Origin of the sequence: Psittacicella hinzii (genome assembly GCF_003585885.1) — a bacterium.
Classification (GTDB): Bacteria; Pseudomonadota; Gammaproteobacteria; order Enterobacterales; family Psittacicellaceae; genus Psittacicella.
The window spans coordinates 1-19,799 of the sequence record NZ_NRHC01000028.1 but is presented as its reverse complement, the minus strand read 5'-3'; the positions used below and the strand labels follow the sequence as shown (position 1 = coordinate 19,799).

General features: G+C 34.6%; 11 protein-coding genes, 2 tRNA genes and 1 rRNA gene. 11 read left to right on the top strand and 3 right to left on the bottom strand.

Translation table 11 applies throughout. The features are described 5' to 3' along the window. Positions 1 to 79: 79 nt before the first annotated feature. From rrf to CKF54_RS02520, 5 genes are all read left to right on the top strand, one after another. Positions 80 to 195, top strand: a 5S ribosomal RNA gene (gene rrf, locus CKF54_RS02540). Positions 196 to 211: 16 nt separating this feature from the next. Next, positions 212 to 287, top strand: a tRNA-Val gene (locus tag CKF54_RS02535). A gap of 13 nt (positions 288 to 300) precedes the next feature. Beyond that, positions 301 to 376: transfer RNA gene (locus tag CKF54_RS02530), tRNA-Trp, on the top strand. Positions 377 to 998: 622 nt separating this feature from the next. Then, positions 999 to 7,370, top strand: a complete 6,372-nt coding sequence (locus tag CKF54_RS02525; protein ID WP_119524717.1) for an AAA domain-containing protein — start codon at positions 999 to 1,001, stop codon at positions 7,368 to 7,370. A 209-nt stretch (positions 7,371 to 7,579) separates the two neighbouring features. After that, entirely contained in the window at positions 7,580 to 8,629 is a 1,050-nt protein-coding gene (locus CKF54_RS02520) for a hypothetical protein (protein ID WP_119524716.1), read from the top strand. Positions 8,630 to 8,804: 175 nt separating this feature from the next. On the opposite strand, the gene ychF is transcribed toward CKF54_RS02520, so the two are convergent. From ychF to CKF54_RS02505, 3 genes are all read right to left on the bottom strand, one after another. Next, complete coding sequence (ychF, locus tag CKF54_RS02515) at positions 8,805 to 9,896, bottom strand: redox-regulated ATPase YchF (protein WP_119524715.1); 1,092 nt, start codon at positions 9,894 to 9,896, stop codon at positions 8,805 to 8,807. A 65-nt stretch (positions 9,897 to 9,961) separates the two neighbouring features. Further along, complete coding sequence (pth, locus tag CKF54_RS02510) at positions 9,962 to 10,534, bottom strand: aminoacyl-tRNA hydrolase (RefSeq protein ID WP_119524714.1); 573 nt, start codon at positions 10,532 to 10,534, stop codon at positions 9,962 to 9,964. A gap of 113 nt (positions 10,535 to 10,647) precedes the next feature. Beyond that, positions 10,648 to 11,214: a disulfide bond formation protein B gene (locus tag CKF54_RS02505; protein ID WP_119524713.1), complete on the bottom strand. Its 567-nt coding sequence runs from the start codon at positions 11,212 to 11,214 to the stop codon at positions 10,648 to 10,650. A 1,044-nt stretch (positions 11,215 to 12,258) separates the two neighbouring features. Here CKF54_RS02505 and CKF54_RS02500 point away from each other — a divergent pair. The 6 genes from CKF54_RS02500 (at position 12,259) to CKF54_RS02475 (ending at position 19,738) form a co-directional block, all read left to right on the top strand. Continuing rightward, positions 12,259 to 13,890, top strand: a complete 1,632-nt coding sequence (locus CKF54_RS02500) for a CTP synthase (RefSeq protein WP_119524712.1) — start codon at positions 12,259 to 12,261, stop codon at positions 13,888 to 13,890. A gap of 588 nt (positions 13,891 to 14,478) precedes the next feature. Beyond that, the gene (gene eno, locus CKF54_RS02495; RefSeq protein WP_119524711.1) at positions 14,479 to 15,780 is read left to right on the top strand and encodes a phosphopyruvate hydratase; all 1,302 of its coding nucleotides are present in this window, start codon (positions 14,479 to 14,481) and stop codon (positions 15,778 to 15,780) included. A gap of 136 nt (positions 15,781 to 15,916) precedes the next feature. After that, a complete protein-coding gene (gene pepB, locus CKF54_RS02490) occupies positions 15,917 to 17,266 on the top strand; it encodes an aminopeptidase PepB (RefSeq protein ID WP_119524710.1) in 1,350 nt (449 codons plus the stop codon). 337 nt (positions 17,267 to 17,603) lie between these two features. Continuing rightward, complete coding sequence (locus tag CKF54_RS02485; protein ID WP_119524709.1) at positions 17,604 to 18,131, top strand: hypothetical protein; 528 nt, start codon at positions 17,604 to 17,606, stop codon at positions 18,129 to 18,131. Between the two features lie 30 nt (positions 18,132 to 18,161). After that, entirely contained in the window at positions 18,162 to 18,875 is a 714-nt protein-coding gene (locus CKF54_RS02480) for a LysE family translocator (RefSeq protein ID WP_119524708.1), read from the top strand. Positions 18,876 to 19,030: 155 nt separating this feature from the next. Beyond that, on the top strand, positions 19,031 to 19,738 hold the full coding sequence (locus CKF54_RS02475) for a LysE family translocator (protein WP_119524707.1): 708 nt from the start codon (positions 19,031 to 19,033) through the stop codon (positions 19,736 to 19,738). Positions 19,739 to 19,799: the final 61 nt, after the last annotated feature.

The window sequence follows — 19,799 nt, the reverse complement described above, 5'->3', positions numbered from 1 at the left end:
TAAGTAGTTGTAAAGAAAACGCAAAGCAAGATCACTCAAGAATATATTCAAATAAAAGTTTGTTATTAAATTAGCCGATTTTGGCGACATTAGCACGATGGTACCACCTGATCCCATGCCGAACTCAGAAGTGAAACGTCGTAGCGCCGATGGTAGTGTGGGGTCTCCCCATGTGAGAGTAGGTCATCGCCAAATTAATTTTTTCTAAGATGGGCGGTTAGCTCAGTTGGGAGAGCACCTGCCTTACAAGCAGGGGGTCACTGGTTCGAGCCCAGTACCGCCCACCATTTTAGCTTTTGTAGGGGAGTAGTTCAATTGGCAGAGCATCGGTCTCCAAAACCGAAAGTTGTGAGTTCGACCCTCACCTCCCCTGCCATTTTAATTTAATACATTGTGTTAAATTGAAGTTTTTTGACATGTCAAAAATCCTTGAAAGTTTATATTGTTGATCAAAAAAATGAGTTACGAAAGTAACTCTTTTTTTTATGCCTAAAATTTGCCTTTTGAGGTGCACTTATTTTTTTACCTATGTTTTGCTTATGTGGGTTTTCTATATAGTGCTTTATTAGCATGAGGAATCCTTGTTTTTGGATTGAAGTAGGAATCCGAAATTTAATTTAAGGTAAAAAATAATCTAAGGTTGAGCTGCTAATCTAAAGTCAGGTCGTAGTTAGACTGCAACTAACGGTGTTAGTCCTCAATTCATTTATGCCAACATACGGTTATCTTTGCTTTAGTAGCAATTATATTTGCTATAGTACCAATATGCGGGGTAGATAAACTATTTTTTATGTGTATGTCTTAGGTGATATCTTGTCCTAAATGATATAATTGTATCTAGTGACTATTAAATATTTATCATAAAAATCTTTAAATTCAAAAGTTTTTTACGTGATAAAATAAGAAATACTTTTTGTTAATTCTCCTTTGTTTAAGAGTTTTTTAGAAATAAATTTAATAAATTTTTAACTCTTTTTATTACTTTTTTGCGTATATCTATGACGAATGAAAATAATTTCGTTCCTAATCTAGAAGATGATCGTTCGTTTGGGAGATTTGAGTTTACTTCTTTAGAAGAAGTAAGAAATCGCCTAATTAATTTAACTAGATCGAATCGTCTAATCAATTTCCAAGAGAGTAGAGCTCTTACTTTGGCTGATGTAAATTTACTTGAGCTGGTAAAGAAATTTTCAAGCAGTAAAGAGTATTCTATTCAACTTTTTCCACGTCTCAAGTTTAAAGATTTTGTTGCATATTTAGATTGGCTTCAAGCTAATCCTGAACGTTTACATGTTTATGGAATAGTTAACGGAGAGATTGCTGAACGTGAGAGATTTGTTTGGTTACATCCACAGTTAAATGCTGATTTAAACAAAAATAAATATGCGCGCGAAAACGTTCTCGCAGCTATGGTTGCAAGTTCAGAGAGGGTTGCAAGTTCTGAGAGTGAACAATCTACTTCAAACTCTGCAACGACAAATCAAGGTCTTGTGCAACTTGCTGATGCAAATCAAGACCAGAATTTGCCAAGCCAATCTCAGTCTGTTCAGCAAACAGAGAATAATTTAGTTACTAAGCAAATTAGCCTCCATGAATTAGATAAAGTGTTTGCTGGAGAAGATGCGATTGAGCTTTCAGTTGAGGAACAAGAGTTCGCGGATTTAGATCATGATGAAGCGTTAGAGAATGAAGAGAGTTTAGCTTCAGAAACAGGTAATTCTCGTAATTCTTTATTACCATATTTACAAGGTGAACCTTTAACTCCAGAAGTAATCATGCCTTTACTTCTAACTAATAGTGAGGCAAGAGAAACTTACTTAAGAAATCGTGATTACGATGCTTTAATCCCAGAGATTTTAGAAAAATCGATTAATCTTGCGAGTTATGCAAGCTTTGCTTTGAGTTTAGAAAGCTCTGAATTAGGGATTGAAGAAAGTAAAAATCCAAATTTTGCTTTAGCTAAGACAAATCTACTTCAAGCATTAGCTTGGGAATCTAAAGGTTTAAAACAGTTAGAAAACTTTTCTAGCAATAACCAGAAGTCAATTAAAGAGATAGGTGCTGGTATTCTTTACTTAACTATAGGTTTAGTTGAGTATCTGGATGCTGAAAAAACTAATAGCTTTGCGCCACTCTATCTTATTCCAGTAAGTATTACTTACCGTAACTCAAGTCGTCGTACCCAAGTAGTTCTTTCTTACACTGGTGAAGATATTATTGAAAACGTTTCTTTTGCCGAGAAACTTAAAAAAGACTTTAATGTTTATTTACCAAAAATAAACATTAAAGAAAATCTTTTACAAGAAAAAGAAAGAGTTAACCAAGGTCTAGCTTCAATCTTTAGCTTAGAAGAGTTAGAAGTTCAATTAAGTAAAGTCAAAAATGATGATACTTATGACTTTAAAGATTACTTTAATTTAGTAAAAGACTGTCTTACTAAGCAAAAATTTACCTTTGCTCTACATGAACAGGCATTTTTAGCGACTTATCAGTTTGCTAAACAAAGAATGTATCTGGATTTAAATCCAGATGAATGGCCACAGCATGCAAAATTAGAGCAACATGAACTCATTAACCAGCTCTTTAATGAAAATACTGGTAATAAAGAATTAGCGGTAGGTGTTGAAAATACTGAATATGAAATTGATAAGATTGAACATATTCACGATATCTATCCATTAGTTGCGGAAGCTGATTCTTCTCAACACTCGGCTTTAATCGATGTAATTCAAGGTAAAAACCTTGTTATTGAAGGACCTCCGGGATCAGGTAAGTCACAAACGATTACTAATATGATCGCGGCAGCTATGAAGCAAGGGAAGAAAGTTCTTTTTATTGCGGAAAAATTTGCAGCTCTTGAGGGAGTTCATCGCCGTTTAATAGATCTTGGTCTTGGAGACTTTTGCTTAGACTTACACGATAACCATATTGCAAAAAAAGAGGTTTTTGAATCAATTGCGCAAAGATTGGATACTCTAGGTAAGTATACTTACCCAGAGGGTTTACCTAATGCCATTGCCCAGTATGAGCAATATAAGGAAAAACTTAATGCTTACGCCGAGCAAATTAGTACTCCTTACTTAGATTCTGGTTTTAACTACCAAGAGATTTTAGCAGCAGCTGGTTACTATAAGCAATTTAACTTTGTAAATGGTGGTTTTGGCTTATTTGCCAAAGAAACTGTTGAAGATCAAAACTTGGCTTCAAAGTTTTTTACACGTGATAACTACAACAATATCATTGTTGAGTTAAATAGCTTTACCACTATTATTAGTAAGCTACGCATAGCCTTAATTCAACAGGCTCGATATTTACGTCAGACGCAACAAGAACAAGATCCAATCATGGCAATAGTTGCCAAGGCTGATGAACTTGCCCGTCATGAACAACCGCAGCTTATTAATAATTTTAAACGTAACAATTCAATTAACCCGAATGATCCAAAATATAGTGATCTACGTATTTGTGATCACTTATGGTATGGTGTAACTTCACAAGAGTTAAACTCTTTTGACGCGAGCCGTGTAATTCAAAGCTTACACCAATGGCAAAAAAGTTTAATTGAAATAAAAGATTTTGTGCAAAATCTTTTACGTCAACACCAAATGGATCCAAGTGTTTTAGTATCTTCTGGTGAGTTACCACCTAGTGGCGCTGAGGCACAAGATCTTGAACTTGCGCATCTAGACTTATTAGCTTTAGATATTTTTGCGCAAAGTTTTGCGAGTTTACCATTAGAGAATGTTAGCGAGTTTATTGACTTACCTTTACTGCGTCAACTTTTAAGTAATCCTTTAGATGTAGCTTCACTGTTTAATAATTTACAGCATGATCTGGAACATCTAGAAAGATATTTAAGTTTTGGAGCCTCTCAAGGACAAGGATTATTTAACTACAATTACTTTGAAAGTATTATTGCGCAAAAAGAAGCAAGTCAAGGTGAAGTTGATTTTAGTGCAGTAAATCTCATTCCAGAGTTACGTAATAAACACTACTCTAATATCGAACGCCAACGTTTATTAGCTAATCGCGAGATCGAGCGTTTATTTACGCATGTAATTAAACATTTACCGCTACTAAGCGAGTATATTCGTGATAGTGGTAATCTAACGCAACTAAATAATTTTGTGGTTAGCGTTGAGAAATACTTAAAACGTGACGGAGAAAATCTGAAATCCGCAACTGAGTTTGTTAACTATTTAACTACCAAAGTAGCAGGTACTTTTGAGTTAAATTACCAACAACTAGTTGAGTTAGCTAATTTACTAAGTGAGCTACCTTCGCATTTAGTTAAGTACCGTAATATAAATTATTTAAGTCCAATTCTAGAGACAAATTTTGAAGAGCTAACTGAATCACTAAATCAGTTAAGATATGAAATTGCCTCTTTACAAATGGATTTTGACTTAGGTCATTTAGCTTCATATGAAGAGTTCGTTGAGATGCGTAAAGCGCTTATAAACAAACCGAACTTTTTCATGCGCTTCTTTGATAGTCGCTATAAAAATGCACGTCGTCGTTTACTCTTACTAACAAGAGGTGTTGATTATGACGATATCGCGGTTGAGCGTATTTTAGCGCGTATTGACTCTTATTATGCGAAGTTACGCTTATTAGAGAATTCGCAAATTTTTAAAGATTTCTTTGGGGATCTTTATCAAGGTGCTGATACTAATTTAGATAACATTCGTATCCTATGCGACTGGTCAAATAAAGTTGTAGATTACTGTCGTAATGAGTTAAACAATTCACAAATCAGTCCTGTACTTGGCTATTTATTGGACGAAAAAGAGTTTTTCGCAATTGTGGAGATAGGTCGCACTATTGCCAATGACTTTAATCGTCTGCGCGAAGCTGCTGAAGAGGTTAACTCTTACTTATATATGCCAGTATTAGACTATAGTCAGTTAAGTAATCTGTTGGAGTTACTCATTCCGGAAGTAAAAATTGTTTCGCGTTTAGTACGTACTAACTACAAGGCAGTAGATTTACAAATAATTTTACAAGACGGGATTGCCCTCTTCCATGAACAAGTAAATCGTGAAAAACGTTTTACTTCAGGTTTAATTAGCGATCAAGATTTAGAGCAAATGTTAAGTTATGATGTTGCGTTAAGCGACTTGCATTCTTACATTGTTTCAAGTACAACAAATCCTAATCTACGTCAGCGCTTATTCCAAGAAAAACCTCGTTTAATGTACGTAGCAAATACTTGGTATATAGCTCACCAGTTTATTGGTTTATCTCGTCTTTTAGGAGAGTTAAAAGCTTCGAACATGCGTGCAATTGCGGGTAACTTAGAACAAGTTACTGACTTACAAAAAACTTCCCAAGTTGGTCTTAACTTAAAAGAAGTATTACGTATTGCTCGTATGCAACAAAGTCAAAATGAAAAAGTTGCAAGTTTAAATATTACTTCGCGTGGTATTTTAGCAATGTTTGGCGCTTTCAATAGCTTTGTTGACTTTATTCAAGCTCAAAGTCAAATGGCAGAGTTAAGCAATAGCATTAAAAATGCACGTGCTTGGTTTGCGGACTTTATTGCTTTAACTAAACTAAACGATAGTTTATGGATTGGTGAAAGTACCAATAGTTTATTAGACTTAATCGTACGCAACCAATTAGCTCTTGATTGTGCCGATGGCTTAATTGAGTGGATTGACTATCTCAAAGCAACCCAAAGTTTAAAAGACTTAGGTATTGAAAAAATTAGTCATTATGCAGAGCAAATTAGTAATTTAAACGTTGATCAATTAGCTAATATGTTCTCGCAAGTATTTTTCAATTATTTAGCGTGGAAAGTAGTAGAGCGCGCACCAATTTTACGCGACTTCTCTTCGATAAGCCATAATGCAACAATTGAAAAATTTGATCTTGCTGATGAGAACTTAAAAGTTTTACAACGTCAAAATATTGCCTTTGCCATTGACTCTAATACGCAGGTTATTCCAGGGGTTGAAGCAAAACGTGCTTCAGAGCTTACAGAGATGGCGCTACTCCGTTATGTCGCGAATCACAAGAATATGCGTGCAAGTCTAAGAGATATTATTTTTAGAGCAGGTAATTCTTTACAAGCAATTAAGCCTTGCTTTATGATGTCTCCTGCCTCAGTAGCGCAGTTCTTAACTCCGGGATTATTAGATTTTGACATAATGATCATGGATGAGGCTTCTCAGGTTACTCCTGAAGATGCTTTAGGTGCGATTGCACGTAGTAAACAAGTAGTTATTGTTGGGGATCCAAAACAATTACCACCAACAAGTTTCTTCGCTAGTGCGAATAACTCTAGCAAAGATGACGAAAGCTTGTTAATTACGCAAACAGCTAAATCAATTCTAGATGTAGCAACGACTATGTTCCCAACGCGTGTTTTACGTTGGCACTATCGTTCACGTCATGAATCGTTAATTGCTTTTTCTAACCAACAATATTATGGTAGTAAGTTAGTTACTTTCCCTTCTCCTTATGCACAGCACCCTGACTATGGGGTACAGTTCAATCAAGTTGAAGGTACGTTTGACTATAAACGTGGTAATCCAATTGAAGCTAAAATTGTTGCTCGTGCTATGATCACGCATTTAGAAGAGCATGCAAACGAAACTCTTGGGGTTGTAGCGATGAACCAAAGACAAGCTACCCTAGTTAAACGAGAGTTTGATAAATTATTAGAACAGCACCCTCAAGCCTTTGCAACTTACCAAACTTATGAAAATACGGTTGAACCTGTATTTATTAAGAACTTGGAAAATGTTCAAGGTGATGAGCGTGATGTAATAATTATTAGTTGTACTTATGCTCCTCCAAAAGTTGGCGCTCGTTTACCACAAAGATTTGGTCCTATTAATGGAGCTGCTGGTAGTAAACGTCTTAACGTTCTCTTTACGCGTAGTAAAAAGCGTATGGAGCTTTATAGTTCATTTACTTACCAAGATGTGGAAAAACGTAGTGAAGCAAATAATTCAGGGGTAAATGATTTACGTTTATTCTTACAATACGCGCAAACGGGAGTATTAGAAAAAGAACAAACTCCACAAGTTGAACGTAAATTATCAACTGCAGATTATATTGCTAATACTTTATCTTCACGTTTAGATCAAAGATACAATCTGGTAACTAATCTAGGTACTTCGAGTTATAGCCTAGAAATGGCATTTGCCCGTAAAGGTGATAATTCATATATCCTAGGGTTAGAAACCGATGGACAAGTATATACTTCAGCAAAATCGGCTCGTGACCGTGATCGTTTAAGGCAAATGGTAATGCGTCGTTTAGGTTGGAAGTTAGAAAGAGTCTGGACGGTGGATTGGTATAAGTACTCACAAGAAGAAATAATTGCTGACCTGCAAAATATGCTAGCGCAGCAGAATTAAGATATAATTAGAAGGAGCTCATCACTCCTTCTAATTTTTTTGTACTTAATTGCGCCTAGCTTGCCAATAGCTTTCTAGCTAGGCTAAAAGTAAAATCGCTAATCTACAATTTTTTTTAAGGTGAGATGAACTTAAAAAAAGAATAACGAATTAAACATACTAGTGCTTAAAGGTAGCAATACTTTATTAAAGCCTAGATTGAGGGCAAAATGTATATTAAGACTTTTAATCAACCTGATAGTTTTGCTTTAGCGAGCTTAGAGAAAGTAAAGTTAAATAAGAATCTTGAACTTTATTTTCCATTTTTAACTCGTAGCAAGCAAGGACTACCAAGATATCGCTTACACGAATTAGACCAGCATTTTGCAAATAGTGATAGAGAAAATACTTACCGCGTATGCTTTTCTCCAGTTACGGTGATGTTAAGAGCACCTGCGCGTGATTTTTCAGACTATCTTATGGATAAGGTTGACCTATGCTTAGGTCAAGAAACTGTTAAACGTTTACCATGTGCTAATTACTATCGTTTACCAGCTTGGTGTTTAAGACTATTTGGCTTAATGCCAACTATTGCTGAGATTCAAGCAAAAATAAATGAACTTGAAGCTTTACGTAAAGCTAATCCTTTTAACCGTAAAGAGTTTTTAGGATGTGTAATCAACAAAGATAATGTCTTTTTTGCGCAAGGTTCAATAAAAGTGTTTAAATTTATGGCAGGGATAGATCCATATTTAAAACACTTACCTTTAAAATTTGCAGGCAATTTTGGACGCAATGATTTACGTTTACAAGAGCAGTATCAGGGAGATAAAATTGCATATTTGCAGAATTTTACCTTTAATCTCTGTCCAGAGTTTATAAACTTACATAGTGTAGTTTCAGAAAATATTGCAATTTGTTTAGAGGCTGGATGTATTCCTGTATATTGGGGGGATATTGACGAAGATTTAGCTTACTTTAATCCAAAAGCTATGCTACTCTACCAAGTAAATAAACGTACAGAGATTTCTCAACAATTCCGTGAAATTCTAGTAAATCCTGACAAATTTATTCAGGAGAATATCTTTCAACCTCAAGCAGCCACTTTAATTTATAAGAACATCTATGCGCCAATTATTGCTAAGATTGAAAAAGACTTAGATATTGATTTACTTGATAGTAAGCAATTTGTAATTGATAGAAGGGTAGATGACGAGGGATTATCTGCATTTGTTGATAGTGATTTTATTGCAGAATATAAGGCGAGAAAAGAAAATTAAAAACTAGTTGTTGCTTAATCTCTTTTGGGGGATTATTTAGGTATGCTAGGTATGCTAGGTATGCTAGGTATGCTAGGTATGCTTATGCTACTAGAGTCATTTCAAGATAATACAAGATAATAAGTAATAAAGCAGGAGTCTAACTCCTGCTTTATTAACATTTAAAACGTAAAAATTATACGTTAAATCTAAAGTGCATTACATCACCATCTTGAACAATATATTCTTTACCTTCAAGACGTAACTTACCTTTTTCTTTAGCACCTTGTTCACCATTACATGCAACAAAGTCATCGTAAGCTGTAACTTCTGCACGGATAAAACCACGTTCAAAGTCTGTGTGGATTACACCTGCAGCTTGAGGAGCAGTTGCGCCTACTGGGATAGTCCAAGCGCGAACTTCTTTAACTCCAGCAGTAAAGTAAGTTTGTAATTTTAATAGTTTATAACCAGCGCGAATTACACGGTCAAGACCTGATTCTTCTAGACCTAAATCTGCTAAGAAAGCATTTTTCTCTTCTTCGTCTAGTTGTGCAATTTCCGCTTCAATAGCTGCACAGATTGGTACAACAACCGAACCTTCAGAGTCAGCTAATGCTTGTACTTTTTCAAGGTAAGGATTGTTTTCAAAACCATCTTCATTAACGTTAGCAATGTACATAACTGGTTTTAAAGTTAAGAAGCTATAACTTTTAATAAGTTTTTGCTCATCGTCATCTAAACCAATTGTACGTAGTGACTTGCCTTCAGTTAAAGCTGCTAAACATTTTTCAATTACTTCTAATTCTGCTTTAGCATCTTTATCGTTACCTTTAACACGTTTAGCTAAACGTTGACTTGCTTTTTCACATACGTCTAAGTCTGCTAAAACTAATTCTGTGTTAATAGTATCAATATCATCTAATGGATCAATACGACCATTAACGTGAATAATATCATCGTTTTCGAAGCAACGTACAACGTGACCAATTGCTTCTGTTTCACGAATGTTTGCTAAGAATTTGTTACCTAGTCCTTCACCTTTTGAAGCACCTGCTACTAAACCGGCAATATCAACAAATTCCATTGTAGTAGGGATAACTCTTTCTGTTTTTACAATATCTTGTAAAACATTGAGGCGTGGATCTGGCATAGGTACGATACCAGTATTTGGTTCAATAGTACAGAAAGGATAGTTTTCTGCTTGGATTCCTGCTTTAGTTAAGGCATTGAATAAAGTAGATTTACCTACGTTAGGTAATCCTACAATCCCACATCTAAAACCCATGAATATTCCTTAAATTTAAATTAAAAAATTGACCCTGTAATTATACTAGATATAATCTTTTTCTGCTATTTTTGATTAAAGGTATTCATCGTCTTTTCTAAGCCGATTTTGAAAATACTTTCAATTCCTTGTACAGCTTTGGCAACCGCTTGTTGGTTTAAATCTCTTTCTTGCGCTGTAGGTTTACCAAGTACGTGACCTGTAACTTTAGTTTTATCTTGTGGGTGAGCTATACCAATACGTAAACGCCAGTATTTATCACCAGCAAAACGGTGAATGTCGCGTAAACCGTTGTGACCAGCATGACCACCAGCAAATTTAAAGCGGCAAGTACCTACGTCTAAAGCCATTTCATCATGAATAACTAATACCTCTTCAGGTTTAATGCCATAAAAGTGCATCATAGGTTCTACAGCTTTACCTGAAAGGTTCATGAATGTAGTTGGACAAAGAAGACGAACTCGCTTGCCATTGATATTGATTTCTCCAACATCACCAAAGAATTTTTTCTCTGGATGTAAAGAAGCATTATATTCTTTCAATAAGGCATCCATAACCCATTTGCCAGCGTTGTGGCGAGTCTCTTCGTATTCTCTTCCTGGGTTATTTAAAGCAACAATTAATTTAATTTCTGACATAACTGTGAGTAAATTCCGATTATGCTAATATTATATGCTAATTAGTAATTTGTTTTTGATATTTACAAAGAAAAAGCACGATATAAAATCGTGCTTTTTGCTTTGCAAATGTCTTAGCCTCTCATGCTAAAAGACTTATTGGTTTTTAAACCTGTACTTTTATATGGAGCAAAGAATTGGCTTAATAAAACTAAAATCGAGGTGATAGCTAAACCGATAAAGAATACTAGAGTCCATTGTACAAGATTTAGACCACAGTATTCAGGACCTCCACTTTCACAATTACTTATTGGTGTAAAAAACTGTGGAATGTACTCTTGTGGTAAGCCCCAGAGTTTTTCAAAATATAGTGGGCAGCTAGCGCCAAGATTAAATGGATTATTTTGATAAGAAGAAATAATATTTAAATGTTCAAAGCCATTTACAATTCCTAGCACAGAACTATAAATAAATAAAAGAATAGCTAGGAAACGAATAACAAAGTTTTTTGGAGCAAGGAAACCAAGTAGCCCCGCTAAACCAACACCAGCAAGGTAATAGCGAGAAACCACGCAGTTATAGCAAGGAAGAATATTGTAATATTCTTGTAAGATATAAGCAAAAGCATTTCCTGCTACGGCAACAATAAATAAAAGAAACCAAGGAAATCTAGTTAGACTCCAACGTTTTAGAAATCTCATGTAAGCTTTTCACGTCTCTAGCAATAGAGTACGCCTCCATAGGTACAGTCTAAAATTAAACATAAAAACATACTAGTTTTACTACCGAATTAGGGGGTAAGAAGTCCTAGTTATTTCATCAAAAGTGCGAAAAAGATTTGTAAAGTGTTATTTGGATATATTTGCTTGTAATGAAACTATTATATAGAAGAAAGAGAAATATTTTAGATAAAACAAACGCAAAGTAGGAGTAACTCCTGCAGTGAGCTTTAGGAAAAAGTAGGACTAAATTACTTAACTAAAGGAATATTAAGAGTTATAATTGCAACTAAAGAGATAAAATAAATCTGTTCTTTTATAGAAAAGGAGAGGTTTTTAGTAATAAAACCTATAGATTTACTAAGTCTTTAAGCTAAAGAATGTAATGCTATTTAGTTAAAAATTGAGCAAGATACTTATTAGTACAATCATAAATCTATAAGTAGTACAACTATAAGTCTATAAGTAGTGCAATTATAAATCTATAAGAAATTAAAAATTACAATTGCTAGCTTGCCAATTATTAACTTTAATCTTTAGATGTTTAATCATTAGCTGGACAATAGATAATTACATTCTGTGATTTCCTACTAATCTAAATTCTTTAGTATACTTTTTAAGCTTAACTACTTTTTGTTACTTTGAAAACGTTACTTTGACAAATCTTTATTAATATAGAAGCAAAGTTTAACTTTTTAAAGGAGATAGTTCTTAAATTAGTTAAAATTAGTAGTTTTTTGTTCTACTTACACCACAAGTTTAGTTATATCTTTGGGAAAATAGAGCTACTAAAGGACAAAAATCTTGGCGGATAAACTTGGGAACTGACTAAGAAAGAGTTGAGCTAAATCCTTAGTTCCAAAGTTAGCTTGCATAAAATTTTAATTCTTTTGTGATTGAAAAATGATATAATACTGGAGAAATAAAATGTCGGGTTAAAACGACACAGTTATCGATGAAAAATCATTTATTGCTTGAACAGGCAATTTATTTTTTTTTCTATAAAAATCGGATAATTTATACATTATGTCTTCAGAATTCCAAACCAAATTTATCTTTATTACAGGTGGGGTTGTTTCATCTTTAGGTAAAGGTGTTGCTGCTGCATCTATTGCTGCTCTACTAGAATCTCGTGGAGTTGACGTAACCATGTTAAAAATGGATCCTTATATTAACGTGGATCCTGGTACTATGAGTCCAACTCAACATGGTGAAGTATTTGTAACTGAAGATGGTGCAGAGACCGATCTAGACTTAGGTCACTATGAAAGGTTCATTCGTACTAAAATGTCTAAACTAAATAACTTTACTACTGGTCGTGTTTACTCAGACGTTTTACGTAAAGAACGCCGTGGTGATTATTTAGGACATACAATTCAAGTAATCCCTCATATTACTAATGAAATCCAAGAAAAAGTACTAGCTGCAGCTAAAGGACACCAAGTTGCACTTGTAGAAGTGGGTGGTACTGTTGGTGATATAGAGTCTTTACCATTCTTAGAAGCTTTACGTCAATTATCAATTCGTGTTGGTCGTCAAAATACAGCTTTTGTTCACTTATCATTAGCTCCTTACTTACCTACAGCGGGTGAAGTAAAAACTAAACCAACACAACACTCAGTTAAAGAACTTTTAAGTATTGGTATCCAACCAGATATTTTAATCTGCCGTTCAACAATTGCTTTACCAGTTAATGAGCGTAAGAAAATCGCTTTATTCTGTAACGTAGAAGAGCGTGCAGTAATTAGCATGAAAGATGTTGATTCTATCTATAAAATCCCTGGTCTATTATCAGATCAAGGTTTAGATGATCTTTTATGTTCAAGATTTAATTTAAATGTTAAACCTGCTGATTTAAGTGAGTGGGAAGAGGTAATCTTCAAGGAAGCTAATCCTAAAACTGAAGTAAATATTGCTTTAGTTGGTAAATATGTAGAATTACCAGATGCTTACAAATCAGTAAACGAAGCATTAAAACATGCTGGTTTATTCAATCGTGCTAAAGTAAATATCCACTATGTTGATTCTGAAACTGTACAAGCTCGTGGTGCTGCTGAAATGTTAGCTGGCTACGATGGTATCCTTGTACCAGGTGGTTTTGGTAATCGTGGTGTTGAAGGTAAAATTCTAGCTGCACAATATGCACGTGAAAACAAAGTACCTTACTTCGGTATTTGTTTAGGTATGCAAGTAGCAGTAATTGAATTTGCTCGTCACGTATGTGGTTTTGCTGATGCTAACTCAACTGAATTTGATACAAGCACTTCTAACCCAGTAATTGGTTTAATTTCTGAGTGGGGTGTTGATGTACTTAAAACTGGTACCCTAGAAGAGCTTGGCGGTACTATGCGTTTAGGTGCAAATAAGATCGAATTACAAAAAGGTACACGTATCTACGATCTTTACCACGGTAACATGGTAGAGCGTCACCGTCACCGTTATGAAGTTAACTCAAAATACGTACCAACTTTAGAAGAGCATGGTATGGTAGTTGCAGGTACTTCAGAACACCACGGTTTAGTTGAAGCGATCGAATTAAAAGATCACCCATGGTTTATTGCTTGTCAATGTCACCCAGAGTTTACTTCTACTCCAAGAGAAGGTCAACCTCTATTCATTGACTTCATTCGTGCAAGCATTGAAAATCGTAAAAAATAATATTAAGAGAAAAGTCCTACGTAGTTTTACGTAGGACTTTTTCTCTTAAATTTTTTAAAATTTTTGCTACTTGTATAAAGCTTATTATGATCATTACTATGATCTTGCGATGAGTCTATCTTTACTATATGATGAACTAACTATAACTAGTATTTGAGTTTACTATACTTTCAATTTGTTACTTGGTTCTCTTGCAATTTGTAGGGGTTATTTTCTTTAAAAAATCTAGTCGAGGAGCATGATAATTGAATGTTATTAGTTGACTAGTTTAGAAGGTTTTGCCTAAAAAATTATCAGTGTAAGAGTTTATTTTTGCAAAAACTTTTTTCTCTAATTAGCCTCTTTTTCTAGAAAATTATAGAATAAGACGCTTTAGTATGATAAATTGAGCAATTTTATAGCTAGAAGAAAAGGCAGGATTTTTGTGAAGTGCTTGTGAATTTTTAGCAAAAACTTCACATTTAGAGTATAATAATGCCAATTAATACAACACTGAATGCTTATTCTCATGTTGTTATCTACATTGGGAGTAGATGCTTGCGTTACCTGAGAATAAGTTTTAAGTTCAAATTAAATTAAGGTTTAATTATGTCTTCTAAAATTGTAAAAATCATTGGTAGAGAAATTATCGATTCACGTGGTAACCCAACAGTAGAAGCTGAAGTTCATTTAGCTGACGGTTCAGTTGGTTTAGCTGCTGCTCCATCAGGTGCTTCAACAGGTTCTCGTGAAGCTTTAGAATTACGTGATGGTGATAAAGCACGTTTCTTAGGTAAAGGTGTTTTAAAAGCTGTTTCTAACGTAAACGATATTATCGCTCCAGCATTAGTTGGTTTAGATGCTTTAAATCAAGCTGAAGTTGACCAAAAAATGTTAGATTTAGATGGCACTGATTTTAAAACAAACTTAGGTGCAAATGCTATCCTAGCTGTATCTTTAGCTAACGCAAAAGCAGCTGCTGCAAGCAAAAAACAACCTTTATATGCACACATTGCTGAATTAAACGGTACTCCAGGCGTTTACTCTATGCCATTACCTATGATGAACATCTTAAATGGTGGTGAGCACGCTGATAACAACGTTGATATTCAAGAATTCATGATTCAACCAGTTGGTGCGAAAAACATTAAAGAAGCTTTACGTATGGGTGCTGAAGTATTCCATAACTTAGCTAAAGTATTAAAAGCACGTGGTTTAAATACAGCTGTAGGTGATGAAGGTGGTTTCGCTCCTAACTTAGGTTCAAACGCTGAAGCTTTAGCATGTATTAAAGAAGCTGTTGAAAAAGCTGGTTATGTTTTAGGTCAAGACATTACTTTAGCTATGGACTGTGCTTCTTCTGAGTTCTACAACAAAGAAAAAGGTACTTATGAGTTAAAAGGTGAAGGTAAAGTATTCACTTCTCACGAGTTCACTGATTACTTAGCGCAATTAACAGAAGAATACCCAATCATCTCTATCGAAGATGGTCAAGATGAATCTGATTGGGCTGGTTGGGCTTACCAAACTGAAAAATTAGGTAACCGCATCCAATTAGTTGGTGACGATTTATTCGTAACTAACACTAGAATCTTAAAAGAAGGTATTGAGAAAGGTATTGCTAACTCAATCCTAATTAAATTCAACCAAATCGGTTCATTAACTGAAACTTTAGCAGCTATCCGTATGGCTAAAGAAGCAGGTTATACAGCTGTAATTTCTCACCGTTCAGGTGAAACTGAAGATGCAACAATTGCAGACTTAGCTGTAGGTACTGCTGCTGGTCAAATCAAAACTGGTTCAATGAGCCGTTCTGACCGTGTTGCTAAATACAACCAATTAATCCGTATCGAAGAACAATTAGGTGACAAAGCACCGTTCTTAGGTCGTAAAGCTGTTAAAGGTCAATAATTAATTGTTAAATTAATTAACCTAAAAGGTCTGGAGGAAACTCCAGACCTTTTGCTTTATTAAAACTAAAGACTTTTTTAAAAACTAGGGGTAAAATAAATGAAGAGATTTAAAAAGTTTTTAAGGATATTACCCCATGGTACAAATTAAAATTGTAAAAGCTCCAGTGCCTGACTATGCAAATGGAGTAAACCCTGTTTTAACTTTAACCGAAAATGAACAGTCTTATACTGTATACGTAGGTAAAAAGAATGCTTCAGGGGAATTTGAAAAACCATCAGTTGATGAAAGAATTGATTTATTTCAGAAATTAGGTCGTACTTGTCGTCAATCAAACTTTAAAGAGTTTGAACTTCCTGAAGAGTTTTGTTTACGCGCAACTTTAGCATTTGCGCAAGGTTTCTATGCCCCACGTCTTGATAATCGTGACGCAAAAAGTTTTACAGTTCCGGAAGCGGTAAAAGAAGATTTTGCCCGTGTAAATGGACATATGAACTTTTTGCGTGACTTAATTAACGAGCATGCTGAAACTTTAACTCCGGAAAAACTTGCAGAAAAAGCTGTAGCTCGCTTACAAGAGTCAGCTGCTAGTGTTGGTAAAGAGCAAGCATTAACGGTAAATGTTACTAAATTTGAGCAATTACTTGAACGTGGTTTTGTAGGTACTTATACTGTAGGACGTGGTTCGCAAAACAAACCTTGTTTAGTTGAAGTAGACTACAATCCATCTGGTAATCCTGAAGAGCCTGTAGTAGCTGCTTTAGTAGGTAAAGGTATTACATACGATACAGGTGGTTACTCATTGAAACCAAGTGATGCTATGTCAACTATGCGTTCAGATATGGGTGGCGCTGCTTTAATGACTACGAGTTTAGCTTTAGCAATTGCTTCTGGTTTAAATAAACGTGTAAAACTATTCTTAAGTTGTGCGGAAAACATGGTAAGCTCAAATGCTTTCCGTGTGGGTGATGTAATCTCTTACCCAAATGGTGTAACTGCAGCAGTTGATAATACTGATGCTGAAGGTCGTTTAGTTCTGGCTGATTCATTAATCTTAGCTTCAAGCGCAAATAATGGTAGACGTCCTGAAGTTATCCTAGATGCTGCAACTTTAACAGGTGCTGCTAAAGTAGCTGTAGGAACTGATTACCATAGCTTACTAAGCTTTGATGATCAATTAGTTGCTAAAGTATTTAGTGCTGCAGAGCAAACTCGTGAGTTATTCTGGCGCTTACCTTTAGCAGAATTCCACCGTAGTCAAATTACGAGTCCTTATGCAACTATTAGCAATACTGGCTCTGTAACGCAAAGCGCTGGAGCTTCAACAGCGGCTGCGTTCTTATCTTACTTTGTGGAAGATTACCAAAAAGGTTGGTTACACATTGATGCTTCAAGTACCTTTAACCGTCGTGGTGGTCCTAATTTAGCATTTGGAGCTACAGGTAGAGGTTTACAAACTTTAGCGCGCTTCTTAGTTGAGCTATAACTTAGTTGAGCTATAAATAATAACTTGTCGAGCTATTAATTATGCATTAAGATAGCAAATCTCTAAGATAATTTAAAAGCTATTAGTGATAAGTTAAATGCTAAATTAAGTAACAGACTATTTTGTAGTTTGAGTATTAACAATAGCAGATTAGTTATAGGGTAGATAGTAATTACTGTAGTTTGCCCTAACGAGAAAAAAGATCATCCTTATGGGTGATCTTTTTTCTTTTGATCTTGTTGAAAATGATATATAATAGAGAAGTTAATCACGAACAGATTTACAATGAATTTTTATTAAAAAGTAGTTACCTTAAAGGGTAATACGGAAAAGGTTTATGCCAATATTAATTAGTCTAGTTATTGTAATAGCTATAATTGCAGGCTTATTTATTATTTACTTTCAAAAATTAAAACCTGCCAAAGACGACTTTAGAGGCTCAAGTTTACAAGCTGTTTACACTTTAACCACGCAATTTGCAGATAAAAAATATTTAGATGCTAGCTTTATCGAAATTTATACTAAAGCAATAACTAATAACTACAAAATCTCTGATGCAGTATTAACTCACCACATTGCTTTACTGCAACAATGTATTGTAAGTAGTAATTTAGCGAGAAACATCATTCATGATTCTCTAGCTATGCTAACAACTGAAGATAAAGCGCAAGTAATTGCCAAAGCAATTAGCTTAACTGTCCAAATTGAAGGAAAAGCTAATATTTTTACCAAACAATTAAAAGTTGTTGGTTCCAGAGCTTCACAAAATTATAAAGAAATTTTAACCAGTTTAAATTTAACTAATGCTGATGTTAAACAAGCTTTAATGCTTTTAAACGCAACAACAGCTCAAGAGCGCACATAATTTACTATGTGCGTCATTTTTTATTAGTGTATGTCATACGAATTATTATCCACTTGGATACTCGTAGTTATGGTTGGTAATGCCTTACCTGGACCGGATTTCTTTTGTATTTCCTCTGTAAGCTTACGTTCACGCCGTTTAGGTTTGTTAACTGCCTTAGGTTTACAAACAGGGGTACTTACCCATTCTATCGTATCCTATTTTTTCTCAATAGCAATTGCAACTTACAACTATACGTTATTTGAGATAATTCAGTTTATTGGTTCGTGCTATTTGCTTTATATTGCCTATTTAATTTTATCTTCGGCGCTTAAGCGACGTCGTGAGTTAAATAACTTATACGCTCAAGCTAAAGTAGAAGGTAAGGACTTAGCGCAAATTGATAAAGATATCCAAATTCAAGCAGCTAATAGCATGTCCGGCTTTAAAGCTTACCGCCTTGGATTATTTACTAATCTGCTTAATCCAAAATGCTTTATTTTTATGGCGACTGTTTTACCGCAGTTTGTAGATGCTAGTGAAAGTTTTAGTTTAGATCTGCAAATGTTTATTCTCTATGCGGTTAATTTAGCTTTAGGGATAATCCACTGGACAGTTGTAGCCTTTTTAGTAAGCTATTTAGCTGACAAATTCTCCTCTGCAAGTTTTAGAATCAAACTAGAGTTGGTTGGAGGCGTTTGCTTATTAATTATAGCGGGAGCGCTGTTTGTTCACTTAGCTTGGTGGTTTATTGAGATGTATTAAGCTTTTTTCTTAGCTCTATAGTTCAGTTAAAATTAGCTTAACATCTGTGTAATTTAAAATAAAGTTCTTGTTTTAACAAACGGGGCTAAAGTTTTTAAGTAAAAGATCAATTATAAAAATAAAGTTCGATTAGACCACAAAGTGGAGTTAAGTAAATGGGCTTTGATATTATTTTAGCCTGGTCAATGTTTACCTTTATTGCGGTAGTGTTACCTGGTCCAGATTTTGTATATATTAGTTCGATTTCTTTAAAGAAACGTAGTTATGGTATATGTGCTGGTATTGGGGTACAAACAGGGATAGCTGTGCATGTACTCTTAACTTATATTGGCGCTATTACTTTCTTTACTACTTATCCTTTAGTATTCCGTGGTGTGCAAATCCTCGGTGCTTTCTTCTTAATTTACTTAGCAGTAAATATTTTAAGATCATCAATCACAGAATACCTCCATCTCAAGAAATTAAAGAATGGTGGTGAAGACTCAGATCTCTCAATTTATAAATTAGATAAAAAAGAAGAGTTGTCAAACTGGGGTTGTTGCACTAAAGGTTTCTTAGTTAATATCTTAAATCCTAAAGCGTTTATCTTTATTGTAAGTACATTACCACAATTTTTACGTGCAGATATTGCTATGCCAATTGGTGAGCAATTTGTAATTCTAGGAGCTTTATCAGTATTTATTGGTTTAGCTTGGTGGTTTTGTTTAGCGGTAATGGTTAACTTTATTTCTAAACGCTTTGCTACCCCTAGTTTTAGGGTAAAAGTAGAACTATTTTCAGGTTCTGTAATTTTAGTTTTAGCGATTCTACTTGTGATTCGTGTAGCTTATGTTCTCTATATAGGCGATACTTCTTTAGTGTAGACTTCTATTTTGTCTAGCATTTGGGGTACAGCTCAAACAACAAAAACTAACTCCCGTAAGA

Coding starts and splice junctions, on each gene's coding strand:
- ychF (WP_119524715.1), bottom strand. CDS start 9,896: ATGGGTTTTAGATGTGGGATTGTAGGATTACCTAACGTAGGTAAATCT.
- CKF54_RS02505 (WP_119524713.1), bottom strand. CDS start 11,214: ATGAGATTTCTAAAACGTTGGAGTCTAACTAGATTTCCTTGGTTTCTT.
- CKF54_RS02520 (WP_119524716.1), top strand. CDS start 7,580: ATGTATATTAAGACTTTTAATCAACCTGATAGTTTTGCTTTAGCGAGC.
- CKF54_RS02475 (WP_119524707.1), top strand. CDS start 19,031: ATGGGCTTTGATATTATTTTAGCCTGGTCAATGTTTACCTTTATTGCG.
- CKF54_RS02485 (WP_119524709.1), top strand. CDS start 17,604: ATGCCAATATTAATTAGTCTAGTTATTGTAATAGCTATAATTGCAGGC.
- pepB (WP_119524710.1), top strand. CDS start 15,917: ATGGTACAAATTAAAATTGTAAAAGCTCCAGTGCCTGACTATGCAAAT.
- eno (WP_119524711.1), top strand. CDS start 14,479: ATGTCTTCTAAAATTGTAAAAATCATTGGTAGAGAAATTATCGATTCA.
- CKF54_RS02480 (WP_119524708.1), top strand. CDS start 18,162: ATGTCATACGAATTATTATCCACTTGGATACTCGTAGTTATGGTTGGT.
- pth (WP_119524714.1), bottom strand. CDS start 10,534: ATGTCAGAAATTAAATTAATTGTTGCTTTAAATAACCCAGGAAGAGAA.
- CKF54_RS02500 (WP_119524712.1), top strand. CDS start 12,259: ATGTCTTCAGAATTCCAAACCAAATTTATCTTTATTACAGGTGGGGTT.
- CKF54_RS02525 (WP_119524717.1), top strand. CDS start 999: ATGACGAATGAAAATAATTTCGTTCCTAATCTAGAAGATGATCGTTCG.